The sequence below is a fragment of the Streptomyces sp. NPDC033216 genome, assembly GCF_055577115.1.
Genome location: NZ_JBVIQK010000002.1, coordinates 94,820 through 112,570, shown reverse-complemented (window position 1 = coordinate 112,570; position 17,751 = coordinate 94,820). Strand labels below are relative to the sequence as shown.

Sequence of the window (17,751 nt, the reverse complement as noted above, 5' to 3'; positions counted from 1 at the left end):
GGCGGGGACGGCCCGGATCCCCCATGCCCCAATGGTGACCGTCTTGCCCGACTTCAGCCACCACTCGCACCCAGCCTGTGGACAACCCTCACGGAACAGCACAGGTCCCACGCCGAGCCACCCAGGAAACACAGCCGATCAATCCCGCAAATCGGTCATATTTACTCCTAGTCTGACATTGCGCTCGCCCGTCCTGTCCACAGGGCTTGCGCACCTCCCCCGCTCCGGTTATTGGGAAGGACGGCCCACGCCATGCCCGCAGATCTCGCCGTCATCGGACTCGGCCCGCTCGGCCTGCCCCTGGCCCAGGCCGCCGTGGCCGCCGGCATCCCCACGCTCGGCTACCGCACCGGGCCCGAGCCGGGCTCCCTGAGTCCCGCGGAGCTGCGCCGGATGCTCTCGGAGGGTTTCCGGCCCGCCACCAACCCGGCCGAGCTGGGCCGGGTGCGCACCGCCGTCATCTGCGCGCCCACCCCGCGCGACGCGGACGGCGGGCTCGACCTGAGCCAGGTGGAGTCGGCCGCCCGCACCCTGGCCGGCCACCTGCGCCCGCACACCACCGTGATCCTGGAGTCGCCCGTGCCCCCGGGGACGACGGAGCAGTTCCTGCGACCGCTCCTGGAGGAGACGTCCGGCCTGCGCGCGGGCCGCGACTTCCACCTCGCGTACTCCCCCAGCCGGGTCGACCCCGGCCGCCGCGACTTCACACCCGCCAACACGCCGAAGGTCATCGGCGGCCTCACCCCGGCCTGCACCGAGTCCGCCGCCGCGTTCTACGGCCGTCTGACCGACAAGGTGGTACGCGCGCGTGGCCTCAGGGAGGCCGAGACCGTGACGCTCCTGGAGACCAATTTCCGGCACGTGAACATGGCCCTGGTCAACGAGATGGCCGTCCTCTGCAACGACCTGGGCGTGGACCTCTGGGACGTCATCCGCTGCGCCGAGACCAAGCCGTTCGGCTTCCAGGCCTTCCGCCCCGGTCCCGGCGTCGGCGGCCACTCCGTGCCCCTGGACCGCACCGGCCACCCCGGCAGCCCCCTGCGCATGGTGGAACTCGCCCAGCAGGTCAACAGCCGCATGCCCCGCTACGTCGTCCAGCGCGCCGCCACCCTCCTCAACGAGCACGGCAAGTCGGCGCGGGGCGCGCGCGTGCTGCTGCTCGGCGTCACCTACAAGGCCGACCTCGCCGACCAGCAGGGCACCCCCGCCCGCGAGATCGCGATCCGCCTGATGGAACTGGGCGCGGCCGTCAGCTACCACGACCCGCACGTCCCGTCCTGGAGCGTCCTGGACCGCCCGGTCCCCCGCGCCGACTCCCTGTACGAGGCCGCCGCCGACGCCGACCTGACGATCCTCCTCCAGCAGCACCGGACGTATGACCTCCAGGGCCTCTCGGTGAAGGCACAACTGCTGCTGGACACGCGCGGCGCCACTCCGACCGGGGCGGCGCACCGGTTGTGAGGCAGGGCGCACGAGGCCGACCGAACTCCGGCGGCTGGGCGCCGGCGGTCAGCGGTCAGCGGTCTCACGGTAGGGCTCGTCGGACCCTGACGACGCCGGCCGACGGCCCGGTGGACGGCTCGTGCAGGAACTCAGGAAGTCGGACCGGGCCCCAAGGCTCGGTTCGGCAGCCATGCCCCTGGCAGGGGGCACACCTCACCACCGGGACCCCGCCTCGGACGCACTCGCCTGCGCCCCCCGACCGGCACGCACTCGCCCCGAAGGCGACCGTGCGCCCCACCCACGCCGCACGTCCCCATGCCCGTCCGTCCGGGAACGCGAAAGGGGCCGGCCGGCTCACTCGGTGAGCCGGCCGACCCCTGCCGAAGACCCCGCGGACTACCGCCGGTGCACCGAGTCCGCCACCGTCACCTCGACGCGCTGGAACTCCTTCAGCTCGCTGTAACCGGTGGTGGACATGGCGCGGCGCAGGGCGCCGAAGAAGTTCATCGAGCCGTCCGGCGTGTGGGACGGGCCGGTGAGGACCTCCTCGATGGTGCCGACCGTGCCGAGGTCGACCTTCTGGCCGCGCGGCAGTTCCTCGTTGACGGCCTCCATGCCCCAGTGGTGGCCGCGGCCGGGCGCGTCGGTCGCGCGCGCGAGCGGGGAGCCCATCATCACGGCGTCGGCGCCGCAGGCGACGGCCTTGGCCAGGTCGCCGGACCAGCCGACGCTGCCGTCCGCGATCACGTGCACGTACCGGCCGCCGGACTCGTCCATGTAGTCGCGGCGGGCGGCGGCGACGTCGGCCACCGCGGTCGCCATCGGGACCTGGATGCCGAGCACGTTGCGCGTGGTGTGCGCCGCGCCGCCGCCGAAGCCGACGAGGACACCCGCGGCACCCGTACGCATCAGGTGCAGGGCCGCCGTGTAGGTGGCGCAGCCGCCGACGATCACCGGGACGTCGAGTTCGTAGATGAACTGCTTCAGGTTCAGCGGCTCGTGCGAGCCGGAGACGTGCTCCGCGGAGACCGTCGTGCCGCGGATGACGAAGATGTCCACGCCCGCGTCGACGACCGCCTTGGAGAACTGGGCCGTGCGCTGGGGGGAGAGCGCGGCGGCGGTGACCACACCCGAGTCGCGCACCTCCTTGATGCGCTGCCCGATCAGCTCCTCCTTGATCGGGGCGGAGTAGATCTCCTGGAGCCGGCGGGTCGCCGTGTCGACGGGCAGCTTGGCGATCTCGTCCAGCAGCGGCTGCGGGTCTTCGTACCGCGTCCACAGGCCCTCGAGGTTGAGCACGCCCAGGCCGCCCAGCTCGCCGATGCGGATCGCGGTGGCCGGCGAGACCACGGAGTCCATGGGGGCGGCCAGGAACGGCAGCTCGAAACGGTAGGCGTCGATCTGCCAGGCGATCGAGACCTCCTTCGGGTCCCGCGTACGGCGGCTGGGGACGACGGCGATGTCGTCGAAGGCGTACGCCCGGCGGCCGCGCTTGCCGCGCCCGATCTCGATCTCAGTCACGTGTGTGGCCTTTCCCTGATGCGTTGCAGCGTCTACCAGTATCGCCGACGGGCACGACAAGGGCGGCCCCGGAGGTTCCGGGGCCGCCCTCGGACGGGTGAAACGGACGGCACGCGCGTGTGCCGCTACTTCTTGCCGCTGTAGTTCGGCGCCTCGACCGTCATCTGGATGTCGTGCGGGTGGCTCTCCTTGAGGCCCGCCGAGGTGATCCGGACGAACCTGCCGTTGTCCTGGAGCTCCCGGACCGTACGGCCGCCGACGTAGAACATCGACTGGCGCAGGCCGCCGACCAGCTGGTGCACGACGGAGGACAGGGGGCCGCGGTAGGGCACCTGGCCCTCGATGCCCTCGGGGATCAGCTGCTCGTCGGAGGCGACGCCCTCCTGGAAGTAGCGGTCCTTGGAGAACGACTTGCGCTCGCCGCGGGTCTGCATGGCCCCCAGGGAACCCATGCCGCGATACGACTTGAACTGCTTGCCGTTGATGAACAGCAGCTCGCCCGGCGACTCCTCGCAGCCCGCGAGCAGCGAGCCCAGCATCACGGTGTCGGCGCCCGCGACGAGGGCCTTGGCGATGTCGCCGGAGTACTGGAGGCCGCCGTCGCCGATGACCGGGACACCGGCCTCCTTCGCGGCGAGCGCGGCCTCGTAGATGGCGGTGACCTGCGGGACGCCGATGCCGGCGACGACACGGGTCGTGCAGATCGAGCCGGGGCCGACACCGACCTTGATGGCGTCCGCGCCCGCGTCGACGAGGGCCTGGGCGCCGTCCCGGGTGGCGACGTTGCCGCCGATGACGTCCACGCGCGTGTGGTTGGACTTGATCTTCGCGATCATGTCGCCCACCAGGCGGGAGTGCCCGTGCGCGGTGTCGACGACGATGAAGTCGACGCCCGCCTCGATGAGGGCCTGGGCGCGTTCGAAGGCGTCACCGGCGACGCCGACCGCTGCACCGACGAGGAGGCGGCCCTCGGCGTCCTTCGCGGCGAGCGGGTACTTCTCCGCCTTGACGAAGTCCTTGACCGTGATCAGGCCCTTGAGGACGCCCGCGTCGTCGACGAGCGGCAGCTTCTCGATCTTGTGGCGGCGCAGCAGCTCCATGGCCTCGACGCCGGAGATGCCGACCTTGCCGGTGACCAGCGGCATCGGCGTCATGACCTCGCGGACGCGGCGTGCGCGGTCCGTCTCGAAGGCCATGTCGCGGTTGGTGACGATGCCGAGCAGCTTCTTGTTGCCGTCGGTCACCGGAACGCCGCTGATGCGGAACTTGGCGCACAGGGCGTCGGCCTCACCGAGCGTGGCGTCCGGGTGGATGGTGATCGGGTCGGCCACCATGCCGGACTCGGAGCGCTTCACGAGGTCGACCTGGTTGGCCTGGTCCTCGATGGAGAGGTTGCGGTGCAGAACGCCGACGCCGCCCTGGCGGGCCATCGAGATCGCCATGCGCGATTCGGTGACCTTGTCCATGGCGGCGGACAGGAGCGGGATGTTCACCCGCACGTTCCTGGAGACGTACGAGGCGGTGTCGATCTCGTCGGGAGCCATGTCCGACGGGCCCGGCAGCAGCAGCACGTCGTCGTAGGTCAGCCCGAGCGTCGCGAATTTTCCGGGCACTCCGTCGACGTTGGCAGTCATGACACCTTCCCCAAATGGCCTTGATCGGTGCGGATGTCCATGCTAACGGGAAGCGCACCCCCGGAATTCCACGCTCCGACGTGACTCCGGGCTTCGTATGTTCCTACGGTGGCGGCGCGCGGTCTGTTCGGCGAAAGCGGCCGCCGACCCTGTCCAGCGTAGGCGTCTCCGGCCGTCCGCGTGGAAACCGGCAGTCGCGCCTCCGGCGGAGGAACGACGACGGGTCTACTGCTCGGCGAGGGCCCGCAGCCGACTCAGTGCGCGGTGCTGGGCCACCCGTACGGCCCCGGGTGACATTCCCAACATCTGGCCGGTCTCCTCCGCCGTGAGGCCCACCGCGATGCGCAGCAGCAGCAATTCCCGCTGGTTCTCGGGCAGGTTGGCCATCAGTTTCTTCGCCCATTCGGCGTCGCTGCTCAGCAGTGCCCGCTCCTCCGGCCCGAGGGAGTCGTCGGGGCGTTCCGGCATCTCGTCGGAGGGAACCGCCGTGGAGCCGGGGTGGCGCATCGCCGCGCGTTGAAGGTCGGCGACCTTGTGGGCGGCGATGGCGAAGACGAAGGCCTCGAAGGGACGGCCCGTGTCCTTGTAGCGCGGAAGGGCGAGCAGGACGGCCACGCAGACCTCCTGCGCCAGGTCCTCCACGAAGTGGCGCGCGTCGCCGGGGAGACGGGACAGCCGGGTGCGGCAGTAGCGCAGGGCGAGGGGGTGGACATGGGCCAGCAGGTCGTGCGTGGCCTGCTCGTCGCCGTCCACGGCGCGATGCACGAGTCCGCCGATCGCCCCAGGGGCACGGACCGCCTCGTCTTCGCGCATCGGTCCATGGTGCACTGCGGCCGGACCGGCCGCGGCACCGTGCCCTTCGTTGTGCACCGAAGCGTTATGAGCAGGTGCGCCGGAACTCATCCCCTGCGCCCTCCCCTCCCGCTCGACCGACTCGTCCCCGAGGAACTCCACACCTCAAGGATGCGGCATCCGCGGCGAAACGAGCAGCGGGCATCCGGCGAGGCCCTGTGCGGCCCCCGGCCACCGCCCGGCCGACGGGACATTCCCGCAAGCCTCGCACCCCGCGCGAGCAGGGAACTTCATCCATTCCCGCGCTCCTGTCCACTGGGCTCGGCTCGCTCGAAAAGTCCGTCGTACGGTTCGCACGGCCCTGGCTCCGAAGGCCCCGGACCGCCCGGCACCGCGCCGCACGCGCTCCCCCGCCGACGACGCCGACGGCCTCACGCGCCGGACCCCGCGCACCGGCGTCCAGCACGTGCCGCCGCTCGCCAGAAGCGGCTCCCCGGCATGACCGGTCCGGGATCAGGCAGCGACGGCGGCCCTAGGGGCATGTCCGACAATGCGCGTCGGATCAGTGCCCGGCGTCCGGTGCGGTGCGCCGCGGGGCCGAGGACCGTCCGCGTACCGGATGTACTCGGGTGATCCCACAACGCGGCGTAGTGCCGCACCAGGCGTCGCGCGTCCGGCGGGAACTGTCGGACCCGCCCTAGCGGACCAGTCCCCACCGGAAGCCGAGCGCCACGGCGTGCGCACGGTCCGAGGCGCCGAGTTTCTTGAACAGCCGGCGGGCGTGGGTCTTCACGGTGTCCTCGGAGAGGAACAGCTCCCGGCCGATCTCGGCGTTGGAGCGGCCGTGGCTCATGCCTTCCAGGACCTGGATCTCGCGCGCGGTGAGAGTGGGCGCGGCGCCCATCTCGGCCGAGCGCAGTCGGCGCGGGGCGAGCCGCCACGTGGGGTCGGCGAGGGCCTGGGTGACCGTCGCGCGCAGTTCGGCGCGCGAGGCGTCCTTGTGCAGATAGCCGCGGGCGCCGGCGGCGACCGCGAGTGCGACGCCGTCGAGATCCTCGGCGACGGTCAGCATGATGATGCGCGCGCCCGGGTCGGCGGACAGCAGCCGCCGGACGGTTTCGACACCGCCCAGGCCAGGCATGCGCACGTCCATCAGAATCAGGTCCGAGCGGTCGGCGCCCCAGCGGCGGAGGACTTCCTCGCCGTTGGCCGCCGTCGTCACGCGCTCGACACCGGGCACGGTCGCGACCGCGCGGCGGAGCGCCTCTCGGGCAAGCGGGGAGTCGTCGCAGACGAGGACGGAAGTCATGGCCGCCCTCCGCAGCTGATGCGCGTCACCTTGTGCCTCCAGGCTGGTACGTATCGTCACCTGTGCGGTCGACCGTCTCGGACGCTTGCCCGAGCGTTTGTGTTTTCAACCGCCACCGCACTCTCAACGATGGTCACTCGAAAGAGTTACGGGGCCGCGTGCATTCTTCGGCACTCTACGTGAGGGGCCGGATACGGCAGGGAGAGCCGCGCGGACCCTCAAGCTTTCCCCACAACCCGTGCCCCGTTCAGCCCTATTTCTTCCCATTTACTGGTGTCTGAGGCTAGATTCGCAATGAGTCATATTTTCATCTCCTTAGATCGTAGTTGTACGGTCGTGGGCACCGTATCCGCTCAGCACGGCTACAAGGGGTCACGCAATGGCAGATTTCTCCCGCCTTCCCGGACCGAACGCGGACCTGTGGGACTGGCAGCTCCTGGCTGCCTGCCGCGGTGTGGACAGCTCGCTCTTCTTTCATCCCGAGGGCGAGCGCGGGGCGGCGCGGAGCGCTCGCGAGAACTCGGCCAAAGAGGTCTGCATGAGGTGCCCGGTACGCGCGCAGTGCGCGGCGCACGCGCTGGCGGTGAGGGAGCCGTACGGCGTGTGGGGCGGGCTGACCGAGGACGAGCGCGAGGAGCTCATGGGGCGGGCGCGCAACCGTCTGGTGTCGTCGTCGGCCGGCCCGGGCGGTGTCTCGAACACCTGAAGGAACGTTTCTTCACCTAGCTGAGGGCATCCGCACACGCGCGTGCCCTCGTTCTGTTGCGGAGCCGCCGCCGTCTGCCACGACCCCTGCCGACGGTGCGGCTACCGCGCCGCCGCCCGCCCCAGCTGCTCCAGCGTCGCCGCCACCGCGGGCACCTGGGCCAGGTCGGGGAGGGTGAGCGCGACGACCTCCCGCCGTACCGCCGGCTCAAGGGTCACCGCCCGCGCGCCCCGCGGCCGCACCGACTCGATCGCCAGCTGGGGCAGGACGGCGACGCCGAGGCCTGCGCCCACCAGGCCGACCACCGCCGGATAGTCGTCGGTCGCGAAGTCGATGCGGGGGGTGAAGCCTGCTGTCTCGCACACCTCCACCAGCCTGCCGCGGCAGCGCGGGCAGCCGGCGATCCAGGGCTCGCGTGCGAGTTCGCCGATGGCGAGGGAGTCCGCGCGCGCGAGCCGGTGGCGTTCGGGCAGGAGGGCGACGAGCCGGTCCGTCAGCAGGGGGCGGACGACCAGGTCGGGCCACTCCTCGGCGCTCGGCGCGTCCACGTAGCGGAACGCGAGGGCGACGTCGCAGTCGCCGGCGCGCAGCTTGTCGACCGACTCGGGCGGCTCCGCCTCCTCCAGGGAGACGCGGGTGCCGGGGTGCGCGGCACGCAGGGCGGCCAGCGCAGTCGGGACGAGGGTGGAGCTGCCACTGGGGAAGGAGACGAGACGGACCCGCCCGGCACGCAGGCCGGCGATGGCGGCGATCTCCTCCTCGGCGGCGGTGAGTCCGGCGAGGATCCCGGCGGCGTGCCGTACGAGGGCCTCGCCCGCCTGGGTCAGCCGCATCCGGCGGCCGCTGCGCACCAGCAGGGGGGTGCCGACGGATGTCTCCAGGGCCTTCATCTGCTGGCTGATCGCGGGCTGGGTGCAGCCCAGCTCGCGCCCCGCCGCCGAGAAGGACCCGGTGGCGGCGACGGCGCGCAGCACGCGCAGATGACGGGCCTCGATCATTCTTCGAGCATAGCGAGTCGCATAAGTGAGCCTTGGGTACGGGGGCCGATAATGCGTCGACACTTTGACCGTCGGTCGCTTAGCGTGCCGCCATGAGGCTTCTGTCCGTCAATGTGGGCCGTCCGAAGGCCGTGTCGTACACCGATCATCCGGAAAGGCTGACCGGAATCGACAAGCGGCCGGTCGAGGGGCCGGTGCGGGTGGCCGCGCCCGGCCCGAAGGGCGTCGGGGGGAGCGGCCTGGCCGGGGACACCGTGTGCCACCTGCGCCATCACGGCGGGAACGACCAGGCGGTGTACGCCGTCGCGCGCGAGGACCTGGACGACTGGGAGCGCGAGCTGGAGCGCACGTTCGCCAACGGCGCGTTCGGCGAGAACCTCACCACCACCGGCCTGGACGTGTCCGGGGCGCGGATCGGTGAGCGCTGGCGGATCGGCCCGGAGGTCGTCCTGGAGGTGACGGCGGGGCGGATTCCCTGCCGCACCTTCCAGGGCCATGTGGGCGAGAAGGGCTGGGTCAAGCGGTTCACGCGGAAGGCCGCGACGGGCGCCTACCTGCGCGTCATCGTGCCGGGAGAGATACGCGCGGGGGACGCGGTCGAGATCGTCCACCTGCCGGAGCACGAGGTGACGGCCCGGATGGAGTTCCAGGCCACCACCACCCACCGGGAGTTGCTGCCCCGGCTGCTGGCGGCGGGCGAGGCACTGCACCCGGAGTCGCTGGCGGCCGCCCGCAAGTACGTCGAGAGGTACGGGGGCTGATCCGCCGTCACCGTGAGCGCGCACACGGCTTCTCCACATTCCGCAGGCCGTGTGCGCGGAGCGGACGCCCGGACTCCGGGTCACTAACCTTCTGCCATGACAACGGCTCTGATTACGGGTTCGACCGCGGGTATCGGTGCCGCGTTCGCGCGGCGGCTCGCGGCGGACGGGCACGACCTCGTCCTCGTCGCCCGGGACACCCAGCGGCTGCGCGAGCAGGCGACCGAACTGCACGACCGGCACGGCATCGAGGCGGAGGTGCTGACTGCCGACCTGGCCACGGACGAGGGCATCGAGGCGGTGGCCGCCCGGCTCGGCGACCGCAGGAACCCCGTCGACCTGCTGATCAACAACGCCGGTTTCGGCAACAAGGGCCGCTACCTCGACGTATCGATGGCCGACGAGCTGAAGATGCTCAAGGTGCACTGCGAGGCGGTGCTGCGGCTGACGTCGGCGGCGGCCGAGGTGATGCGGGAGCGTGGGCGCGGGGGTGTCGTCAACGTGGCCTCGGTGGCGGCCTTCGTGCCGCGCGGGACGTACGGCGCGTCCAAGGCGTGGGTCGTGCAGTTCACGCAGGGGGCGGCGAAGGACCTGGCGGGCAGCGGGGTGCGGCTGATGGCGCTGTGCCCGGGGTTCGTGCGCACCGAGTTCCACGAGCGCGCCGGGATGGGTACCGACAACATCCCCGGCTGGATGTGGCTGGACGCGGACAAGCTGGTCGCGGCGGCGCTGGCGGACCTGGCGCGCGGGAGGTCGGTGTCGATCCCCGATCCGCGGTACAAGGTGCTGATGGGTCTGGTGAAGGTGACACCCCGGTCGCTGCTGGGCGGGGTCAGCTCACGGACCGGGCGGAAGTACGGGCCTCAGTAGTGGACGGCGACCGCGCGGTTCCGGTGGGAAAATGGGCGTGACAGGGCCGGACCCAGGGGGGCCGGAGGCGGCGCGATGACGTTCGTACAGCTCATCGATTGCAGGACGAGCCGGTTCGACGAGATGAACCGGCTGATGGACACGTGGGTCGAACAGACCAAGGGGAAGCGGACGGCGACGCATGCGCTGGTCGGGAAGGACCGGTCGGACGCGTCGCACTTCGTCGAGATCGTGGAGTTCCCGTCGTACGAGGAGGCGATGCGGAACTCGAACCTCCCGGAGACCGACAAGATCTTCCAGGACATGGTCGCGCTCTGTGACGAGTTGCCGACCTTCACCGATCTGGAAGTGGTGCGCGACGAGCAGCTGAACTGCGAGACGGCGCGGGAGTGGTTCGAGCAGGCCGGGACCATGGAGACGGACCGCCTGTTCGATCGGGTGACCGACGACTACGTGGACCACGATCCCTCCGGCCCGCGGCGCGAGGGGGTGCGGGCGGCACGCGAGGAATTCGCCGGGTGGCGGCGGGCCTTCGACTTCTCCTTCCGGGTCGACGACCAGATCGCCCAGGAGGACAGCGTGTGCACCCGCTGGACCTGGACCGCCCGGCACAAGGGCGACTTCGTCGGCATCCCCGCCACCGGGCAGGATGTCACCATGACCGGCATGACCTGGCAGCGGTTCCGCGACGGGATGATCTGCGAGGGCTGGTGGCAGTACGACCGCGCGGGTCTGATGGAGCAACTGGGGGTACTCGGGGAGTAGCCCGCGAGGATCCGCCGCCGAGAGGTGTGCGAGGAGAGGCGGCCGGGGAACCGGCCGCCTCTCCTCGTCCCCGTCAGCCTCGTGGCGGACACCACCCGCCCAGCGGCCGGACGGACATGTCCGCACGGACGCGGCCCGCTGTCGTGTGAGCGGACGCGCCGAGGCCCGGCGTCCCTTTCGGGGGCCGGGCCTCGGTTGCTGACGTGCGTCAGTGGGAGTGGCCGTGGCTGTGACCAGCGGCGGCCGGCTCCTCCTCTTCCTTCTTCTCGACGACCAGGGTCTCGGTCGTGAGGAGGAGGGAGGCGATGGAGGCGGCGTTCTCCAGGGCGGAGCGGGTGACCTTGACCGGGTCGATGACGCCGGCCTTGACCAGGTCGCCGTACTCGCCGGTCGCGGCGTTGAAGCCCTGGCCCTTGTCCAGCTCGGCGACCTTGGAGGTGATGACGTAACCCTCCAGGCCGGCGTTCTCGGCGATCCAGCGCAGCGGCTCGACGGCGGCCTTGCGGACGACGGAGACACCGGTGGCCTCGTCGCCGGTCTTGCCGAGGTTGCCCTCGAGGACCTTCACGGCGTGGACGAGCGCGGAGCCACCACCGGAGACGATGCCCTCCTCGACCGCGGCGCGGGTCGCGGAGATGGCGTCCTCGAGACGGTGCTTCTTCTCCTTCAGCTCCACCTCGGTGGCGGCGCCGACCTTGATCACGCACACGCCGCCGGCCAGCTTCGCGAGGCGCTCCTGGAGCTTCTCGCGGTCCCAGTCGGAGTCGGTGTTCGCGATCTCGGCCTTGATCTGGGCGACGCGGCCGTGGACTTCCTCGGTCTTGCCGGCACCGTCGACGACCGTGGTGTCGTCCTTGGTGACGGTGACGCGGCGGGCGGAGCCCAGCACGTCGACGCCGACCTGGTCGAGCTTGAGGCCGACCTCCTCGGAGATGACCGTGGCGCCGGTGAGGACCGCCAGGTCCTGGAGCATCGCCTTGCGACGGTCACCGAAGCCGGGAGCCTTCACCGCGACGGCGTTGAACGTGCCGCGGATCTTGTTCACGACCAGGGTGGAGAGCGCCTCGCCCTCCAGGTCCTCGGCGATGATCAGCAGCGGCCGGGAGGAGTTGGTCTGGATGACCTTCTCCAGCAGCGGCAGCAGGTCGGCGATGGAGGAGATCTTGCCCTGGTTGATGAGGATGTAGGGGTCCTCGAGGACGGCCTCCATGCGCTCCTGGTCCGTCACGAAGTACGGCGACAGGTAGCCCTTGTCGAAGGCCATGCCCTCGGTGAAGTCCAGCTCCAGGCCGAAGGTGTTGGACTCCTCGACGGTGATGACGCCGTCCTTGCCGACCTTGTCCATCGCCTCGGCGATCAGCTCGCCGACCTGCTGGTCCTGGGCGGACAGCGCGGCCACGGCGGCGATGTCGGACTTCTCGTCGATCGGGCGGGCCGAGGCCAGCAGCTCGTCGGAGACGGCCTTGACCGCGGCGTCGATGCCCTTCTTGAGCAGGGCGGGCGACGCGCCGGCGGCGACGTTCTTCAGGCCCTCGCGGACCAGCGCCTGGGCGAGCACGGTGGCGGTGGTGGTGCCGTCACCCGCGATGTCGTTGGTCTTGGTCGCCACCTCCTTCACCAGCTGCGCGCCGAGGTTCTCGTACGGGTCGTCCAGCTCGACCTCGCGGGCGATGGTGACACCGTCGTTGGTGATGGTGGGGGCGCCGAACTTCTTGTCGATAACGACGTTGCGGCCCTTGGGGCCGATCGTCACCTTGACCGTGTCGGCAAGCTTGTTGACGCCGCGCTCGAGGGCGCGACGGGCGTCCTCGTCGAACTTCAGGATCTTCGCCATGGGAGCGGTTCAGCCCTCTCGGAAAACGTGGGAGAAACGAACCGCGCCCCCAGCACCCGGCTTCACAAAGACGCGGGGGCCAGGGGCGCAGTTCACTGCAAAACTGGGTGAATTACTTCTCGATGATCGCGAGCACGTCGCGGGCCGAGAGGACGAGGTACTCCTCGCCGTTGTACTTCACCTCGGTGCCGCCGTACTTGCTGTACAGGACGACGTCGCCGACCTTGACGTCGAGCGGCAGGCGCTCGCCGTTCTCGAAACGGCCCGGGCCCACGGCGAGGACGGCGCCCTCCTGGGGCTTCTCCTTCGCAGTGTCCGGGATGACCAGGCCAGAGGCCGTGGTCTGCTCGGCGTCGAGCGGCTGGACCACAATGCGGTCCTCGAGCGGCTTGATGGCAACCTTGGAGCTGGTGGTCGTCACGATCCGACCTCCCCCTTCGGAGATCTCACGGGGTTAACTGTCTGAGGTGGCGACCAGGTGGATCCGTCGTCGCGGGTGCCGGACCTGCCCGTCGCGTAGTTGGCACTCTCCAGTGGGGAGTGCCAGTCCTGAGACTATGACCGCGGTTAGCACTCGGTCAAGCGGAGTGCCAGTGCGGTGCGGCGCTTCCGTCGAAATCGGGGTGCGGGTGGGGCCGTCCGGCGCCGTCGTCCGGTGCCGGTGTGGCGAGGGGTTGCCTCCCTCATGCTCCCCGCTTCCGGCCCTGAGGGCCTCCACCCCGGGACTCTCGCCCCGTGCTTCACCGAGGGGCACCTCCGGACGGGCCGGGAACCCGACCGGACGGGCGCGCACGGGTGACCCTCACAGGTAGTCCTCCAGACGGCCCACCGTCAGGCCCTGTTCCTGGACCCGTCGCAGCAGTCTTGTCGTGCGTTCCCGCAGGCTCGGGCCCTCCGCCTCGTCGGGGTCCACGGCGACGACGTCTCCGGGGCGCAGCCGGTGTGAGCCGTGGGCGAAGGAGAGGTCGGTGGGGCCCATCGACGCCCGCCACAGGACGACCGCCGTGATGCCGCAGTCGGCGGCCGCGCGCAGGGTGGTCCGGTCGTACGTCCCGTACGGCGGGCGGAACAGACGGGGGCGCAGGCCGAATCGGGACTTGAGCTTGTTCTGCTGACCGCAGATCTCGGCGCGCTGGCCGGCGTAGGGCAGGCCGCGCAGGGCGGCGTGGTCGAGGGTGTGGTTCTGGAGCCCCGCTCCGACCGACCGCAGCCGGGCGAAGTGGGCGTAGCCGGGACCCACCACGCTGTCGGTGAGGAACATGCTGACGGGGAGGCGCAGCTCGCGGACCATGGCGACGAAGCGGGGGTCGCGCTCGGCGCCGTCGTCGTAGGTGAGGAAGACGACCTTGTCGCGGGTCGGGATCCGGTCGACGACCGGCGGGAGGGCGGGGCGGGCCGGGCTGCCCGCGGGGGCGGCGGTCGGCGCAGGGCGGGCGGGGCGGGGGGCGGGGGCGAGCGGGGCGACCAGTCCCCAGCGGCGGTACGCCTGGTCCGGGGCCGGGGTCCGCGCGCGTACATCCTGGTCGGTCCCCGGGCTCGGCCCCGGCGCCCGCCCCGCCGACCGGACACCCCGTTCCGCCGCGCGGCCCGTCGACGGCGGCCCCTCCACCGCCGCCCGTGCCGGCGACCGGACGTCTCGCTCCGCCCGCGGCCCCGCCGATCCCCCGTGCTCCGGCGCGTTGCGGCCCGGGGGCTCGAGCGGGCCGACCGACGGGGCGCAGCCCGTCAGCGCCACGGCGAGGACCATGGCGGGCGCGAGCAGTGTGGCGGTCGGCGGCCGCCTTCCGGCCACCGGGCCCGCCGCCCCCCGACTCCTCACAGGTAGTCCTCCAGCCGGGCCACCGCGTAGCCCTTGTCGGTGACCATGTTGAGGAAGCGGCGGATCATGTCGGGCATGGTGCCCTTCCAGTCGGCGTGCCCCCGGAAATGGGTGAGGACGATGTCGCCGGGGTGGAGGTCGCGGTCCCACTCGCGGTAGTCCCAGTGGTCGACGAAGACCTCCTCGCTCCACAGCGGGGCGTACTTCACGCCGCAGGTCTTCGCGGCGCGCAGGGTGTCGCGGTTGTAGTTCCCGAAGGGCGGGCGGAAGAGTTCCGGGCGTCTGCCGTAGTGCTTCTCGATGACGTCCTGCATGCCGCAGATCTCGCGTTTCTGGCGGCTGTAGGAGAGAGCGGGCAGGTAGGGGTGGTGGAGGGTGTGGTTGTTCAGGGTCACCCCCGCGTCCTGCATCTTCTTGAAGTAGCCGTAGTCCTCCTTGACGAGGTAGTCGCTGAGGAATGCCGTGTAGGGGATCTTCAGGTCGCTCATCATGCGCAGGAACGCCGGGTCCTTCTCGGCGCCGTCGTCGATGGTGAGGAAGACGACCCTGTCCTTCGTGGGGATGGTGGTGAAGACGGGCGGGAGGTCCAGTTCCTCGTGGTCCTCGACCTCGAAGCCCTCGCGGGTGGTGATCGCCGGTTTCGTCGTGGGCGGCGCGGGGGGTGTCAGCGGGACCTTCTCGAGTCCCCAGCGTCTGGTGGCGGCGGCCCGGGCGGCGTGCGCGGCGCGCAGCTTGGCCGCGTAGGTGTGCAGGGAGCGGGCGGGCTGTCCCTGGGGTGGCTGCTGGCCGGGGGCCGGACGGGTGCCGGTGGCGTCGGGCGCGCAACCGGAGGCGAGGGCGGCCATGGCGAGGGCGGTGAGGCCGACTCCGACACCCACCCGACACATCCCCTTTTTATCATTTTGTACGACTGATCCTGATCCCATGGCGCCGGATCCTCGCAGTCACCTCCGCGCAACCCCGCCCGACACCGCCGCCGGAGGCGCACCATCCACCGACTGGCCCACAATGAGCCGGTGAACGACCTCGCCCCGCTCCTCACCCCCGAGGGCCGCGCCCTCCTCGACGCCGTGCGCGGCACCGCCCCCGCCGACGAACTGGCCGTCGCCACCCGGCTGCGCCGTGACCACCCCGCCGAGCTGGTCTCGGCCGCGCTCGGGCAGGCCCGGCTGCGGCAGCGGGCGGCGGCGAAGTTCGGGGCCGAGGACGCGGAGCGGATGTTCTTCACGCCGAACGGGGTCGAGCAGTCCACCCGGGCGACCGTCGCCGGCTACCGGGCCGAGCGGATGAAGGCGCTCGGCGTGACCTCCGTCGCCGACCTGTGCTGCGGGATCGGCGGCGACGCCATCGCGCTCGCGCGGGCGGGGATCCGGGTGCTCGCCGTGGACCGCGACCCCCTGACGGCGGCCGTCGCACGGGCCAACGCCGAGGCGCTGGGGCTCGCCGACCTGATCGACGTGCGGGAGGCGGACGTCACGGAGGTCGACACGGGCGGGTACGACGCGGTGTTCGTCGATCCGGCGCGGCGGGGCGGCCGGGGGCGGATCTTCGACCCGGAGGCCTACTCGCCGCCGCTGTCCTGGGCGATCGGGGCGGCGACGAAGGCCTCGCACGGTGCGCTCAAGGTGGCGCCCGGCATCCCGCACGACGTCGTCCCCGCCGGGGCCGAGGCCGAGTGGATCTCCGACGGGGGGGACGTGAAGGAGGCCGTGCTGTGGTTCGGCACCGAGCCGGGCGCCGTACGCGCCACCCTCCTCCCCGGCCCGCGCACCCTGCTCGGCACCGGGCTGCCCGATCCACGGGTCCGGCCGGTCGGACGCTTCCTGTACGAGCCCGACGGCGCCGTCATCCGGTCCCATCTGGTCGCCGAGGTCGCGCGGGAACTGGACGGCGGGCTCGTCGACGAGACCATCGCCTACGTCACCGCGGACACGCTCCGGCCGACGCCGTACGCCACCGCCTACGAGATCACCGACCAGCTGCCCTTCAACGTGAAGAAGCTGAAGGCGTTGCTGCGGCAGCGGGGGGTGGGGGTCCTGACGGTGAAGAAGCGCGGCTCGGCGGTGGAGCCGGAGGAACTGCGCAAGAAGGTCAAGCCGCAGGGCCCGAACGCGGCGACCGTGTTCCTCACGCGGGTCGCGGGGGCGCCGACGATGCTCGTCGGTCACCCGGCCTGAGCGGCCCGGCGCGGCAGCAGTTCGCGTTCCCGTTCGCCGCCGGTCAGCCGCGCGGCCCCTCGGCCTCCGGGCGCGTCCGCACCGTACGGCCGCTGGAGCAGGTCGCCGCGGACACCGGGGGCAGGTGGTGACCGGCGCCGGGCCGATCGGTGGACCGTCAGGGACAGCGGCCGAGCGGGATCCCTTCCGGAGGGCCCTGGGGTCGGCGGGTCACCTTCACCCCAGGGTCACCGTGGGCACCGGATTGCTCCCGGTCCACGATCCGTTGAACCCGAAGGTCACCGAACCACCGTCGGGAACCGTCCCGTTGTACGAGGCGTGCGAACAGGTGACGACCACGCCCGTCTGTGCGCAGGTCGCGTTCCACGCCTGTGTGACCCGCTGACCGGCCCCGAAGTTCCAGCTCACCTTCCACGACGACAGCGCCGCCCCCGAGCAGGCGATCCTCACCTGTCCGGTGAAGCCGGTGTTCCACTGGCTGGTGACGCTGTAGGCCGCGGTGCAGGCACCCGTGGGCGGTTCGGTCGCGGTCCCACCGAGCGCCTCGGCGATCGCGCGGTACGCCGGTTTCGGCGCGTAGTCCTCGTCGTACGGCGTCGCCGCGCCCTGCCCCGGGAAGGTGTCCGGGATCCAGGAGTCCGCGTCGGTGAAGCCCCACACCGTGACACCGACGCAGCGGGTCACCGCCAGGCAGGCGTTCGTGACGGCCCTGTAGTCGGCGGCCTGCTGGGTGAGCTTGGCGCCGTCCGAGGGCAGTTGCATCCGGATGTCCAGCTCGGTGATCGCCACATCCACACCGAGGTCGGCGAAGCGCTGGATGTTCTGCTGGAGGGTGGACGGCACCTGACCGAGGATCAGGTGGGCCTGGAGCCGGTGACCGCCGTCCCCATCACCTTGCCCTTGGCGGCGGCGAGGTCCCGCAGCGGGGCGTCGGCGGCGTGGGCGGTGGTGGCGCCGGTGGTGATCAGCGCGCCGACGGTGGCCGCCCCGGCGAGCAGAGCGGCGAGTCGGGCCCGGAACGACGGAAGGGGCGCCCTGGTGGACGGACCGGACGTCGCCAGGGGCGGACTGGAGGTTCTCATGAGGGTGCCTCCGAAAGTTTCGGCCGTGCAACCGATTGCC

General features: G+C 71.4%; 16 protein-coding genes and 1 pseudogene. 6 read left to right on the top strand and 11 right to left on the bottom strand.

The features are described 5' to 3' along the window. The first annotated feature begins 252 nt into the window (after positions 1 to 252). A complete protein-coding gene (locus tag ACZ5Y0_RS04020) occupies positions 253 to 1,461 on the top strand; it encodes a nucleotide sugar dehydrogenase (protein WP_469127037.1) in 1,209 nt (402 codons plus the stop codon). 378 nt (positions 1,462 to 1,839) lie between these two features. Here ACZ5Y0_RS04020 and ACZ5Y0_RS04015 read toward each other — a convergent pair whose 3' ends face one another. The 4 genes from ACZ5Y0_RS04015 to ACZ5Y0_RS04000 all read right to left on the bottom strand — a co-directional run bounded on the left by ACZ5Y0_RS04015 (position 1,840) and on the right by ACZ5Y0_RS04000 (position 6,699). Then, entirely contained in the window at positions 1,840 to 2,964 is a 1,125-nt protein-coding gene (locus ACZ5Y0_RS04015) for a GuaB3 family IMP dehydrogenase-related protein (protein ID WP_469127036.1), read from the bottom strand. A gap of 125 nt (positions 2,965 to 3,089) precedes the next feature. Then, a complete protein-coding gene (gene guaB, locus ACZ5Y0_RS04010) occupies positions 3,090 to 4,598 on the bottom strand; it encodes an IMP dehydrogenase (protein ID WP_469127035.1) in 1,509 nt (502 codons plus the stop codon). 225 nt (positions 4,599 to 4,823) lie between these two features. Further along, positions 4,824 to 5,411, bottom strand: coding sequence for a sigma-70 family RNA polymerase sigma factor (locus tag ACZ5Y0_RS04005; RefSeq protein ID WP_356560271.1), 588 nt, complete (start codon positions 5,409 to 5,411; stop codon positions 4,824 to 4,826). Positions 5,412 to 6,087: 676 nt separating this feature from the next. Beyond that, complete coding sequence (locus ACZ5Y0_RS04000) at positions 6,088 to 6,699, bottom strand: response regulator transcription factor (protein WP_003948568.1); 612 nt, start codon at positions 6,697 to 6,699, stop codon at positions 6,088 to 6,090. A 379-nt stretch (positions 6,700 to 7,078) separates the two neighbouring features. On the opposite strand from ACZ5Y0_RS04000, the gene ACZ5Y0_RS03995 reads away from it, so the two are divergent. After that, positions 7,079 to 7,405: a WhiB family transcriptional regulator gene (locus tag ACZ5Y0_RS03995; protein WP_469127034.1), complete on the top strand. Its 327-nt coding sequence runs from the start codon at positions 7,079 to 7,081 to the stop codon at positions 7,403 to 7,405. A 101-nt stretch (positions 7,406 to 7,506) separates the two neighbouring features. On the opposite strand, the gene ACZ5Y0_RS03990 is transcribed toward ACZ5Y0_RS03995, so the two are convergent. Further along, positions 7,507 to 8,403 carry a LysR family transcriptional regulator gene (locus ACZ5Y0_RS03990; protein ID WP_469127033.1) on the bottom strand — a complete coding sequence of 299 codons (897 nt, stop codon included), beginning with the start codon at positions 8,401 to 8,403 and terminating at the stop codon, positions 7,507 to 7,509. Between the two features lie 92 nt (positions 8,404 to 8,495). Here ACZ5Y0_RS03990 and ACZ5Y0_RS03985 point away from each other — a divergent pair, with 92 nt between their 5' ends. The 3 genes from ACZ5Y0_RS03985 to ACZ5Y0_RS03975 all read left to right on the top strand — a co-directional run bounded on the left by ACZ5Y0_RS03985 (position 8,496) and on the right by ACZ5Y0_RS03975 (position 10,799). Continuing rightward, a complete protein-coding gene (locus ACZ5Y0_RS03985) occupies positions 8,496 to 9,164 on the top strand; it encodes an MOSC domain-containing protein (RefSeq protein WP_469127032.1) in 669 nt (222 codons plus the stop codon). A 96-nt stretch (positions 9,165 to 9,260) separates the two neighbouring features. Beyond that, positions 9,261 to 10,034, top strand: coding sequence for an SDR family NAD(P)-dependent oxidoreductase (locus ACZ5Y0_RS03980; RefSeq protein WP_469127031.1), 774 nt, complete (start codon positions 9,261 to 9,263; stop codon positions 10,032 to 10,034). 75 nt (positions 10,035 to 10,109) lie between these two features. Next, positions 10,110 to 10,799, top strand: coding sequence for an ester cyclase (locus tag ACZ5Y0_RS03975; RefSeq protein ID WP_469127030.1), 690 nt, complete (start codon positions 10,110 to 10,112; stop codon positions 10,797 to 10,799). A gap of 208 nt (positions 10,800 to 11,007) precedes the next feature. Here ACZ5Y0_RS03975 and groL read toward each other — a convergent pair whose 3' ends face one another. The 4 genes from groL to ACZ5Y0_RS03955 all read right to left on the bottom strand — a co-directional run bounded on the left by groL (position 11,008) and on the right by ACZ5Y0_RS03955 (position 15,339). After that, positions 11,008 to 12,633, bottom strand: coding sequence for a chaperonin GroEL (groL, locus tag ACZ5Y0_RS03970; protein ID WP_469127029.1), 1,626 nt, complete (start codon positions 12,631 to 12,633; stop codon positions 11,008 to 11,010). Between the two features lie 112 nt (positions 12,634 to 12,745). After that, a complete protein-coding gene (gene groES, locus ACZ5Y0_RS03965) occupies positions 12,746 to 13,054 on the bottom strand; it encodes a co-chaperone GroES (RefSeq protein ID WP_020132158.1) in 309 nt (102 codons plus the stop codon). Positions 13,055 to 13,435: 381 nt separating this feature from the next. Then, on the bottom strand, positions 13,436 to 14,380 hold the full coding sequence (locus ACZ5Y0_RS03960; RefSeq protein WP_469127494.1) for a polysaccharide deacetylase family protein: 945 nt from the start codon (positions 14,378 to 14,380) through the stop codon (positions 13,436 to 13,438). 68 nt (positions 14,381 to 14,448) lie between these two features. After that, the gene (locus ACZ5Y0_RS03955; protein WP_469127028.1) at positions 14,449 to 15,339 is read right to left on the bottom strand and encodes a polysaccharide deacetylase family protein; all 891 of its coding nucleotides are present in this window, start codon (positions 15,337 to 15,339) and stop codon (positions 14,449 to 14,451) included. Positions 15,340 to 15,468: 129 nt separating this feature from the next. Here ACZ5Y0_RS03955 and ACZ5Y0_RS03950 point away from each other — a divergent pair, with 129 nt between their 5' ends. Beyond that, on the top strand, positions 15,469 to 16,629 hold the full coding sequence (locus ACZ5Y0_RS03950) for a THUMP-like domain-containing protein (RefSeq protein WP_469127027.1): 1,161 nt from the start codon (positions 15,469 to 15,471) through the stop codon (positions 16,627 to 16,629). A gap of 216 nt (positions 16,630 to 16,845) precedes the next feature. Here the strand turns inward: ACZ5Y0_RS03950 and ACZ5Y0_RS03945 are convergent. Further along, a pseudogene (locus tag ACZ5Y0_RS03945) lies at positions 16,846 to 17,508 on the bottom strand (cellulose-binding domain-containing protein); the annotation flags it as partial. Beyond that, positions 17,484 to 17,711, bottom strand: a complete 228-nt coding sequence (locus ACZ5Y0_RS03940; protein ID WP_469127529.1) for a hypothetical protein — start codon at positions 17,709 to 17,711, stop codon at positions 17,484 to 17,486. The pseudogene ACZ5Y0_RS03945 and the gene ACZ5Y0_RS03940, both read right to left, overlap by 25 nt. Positions 17,712 to 17,751: the final 40 nt, after the last annotated feature.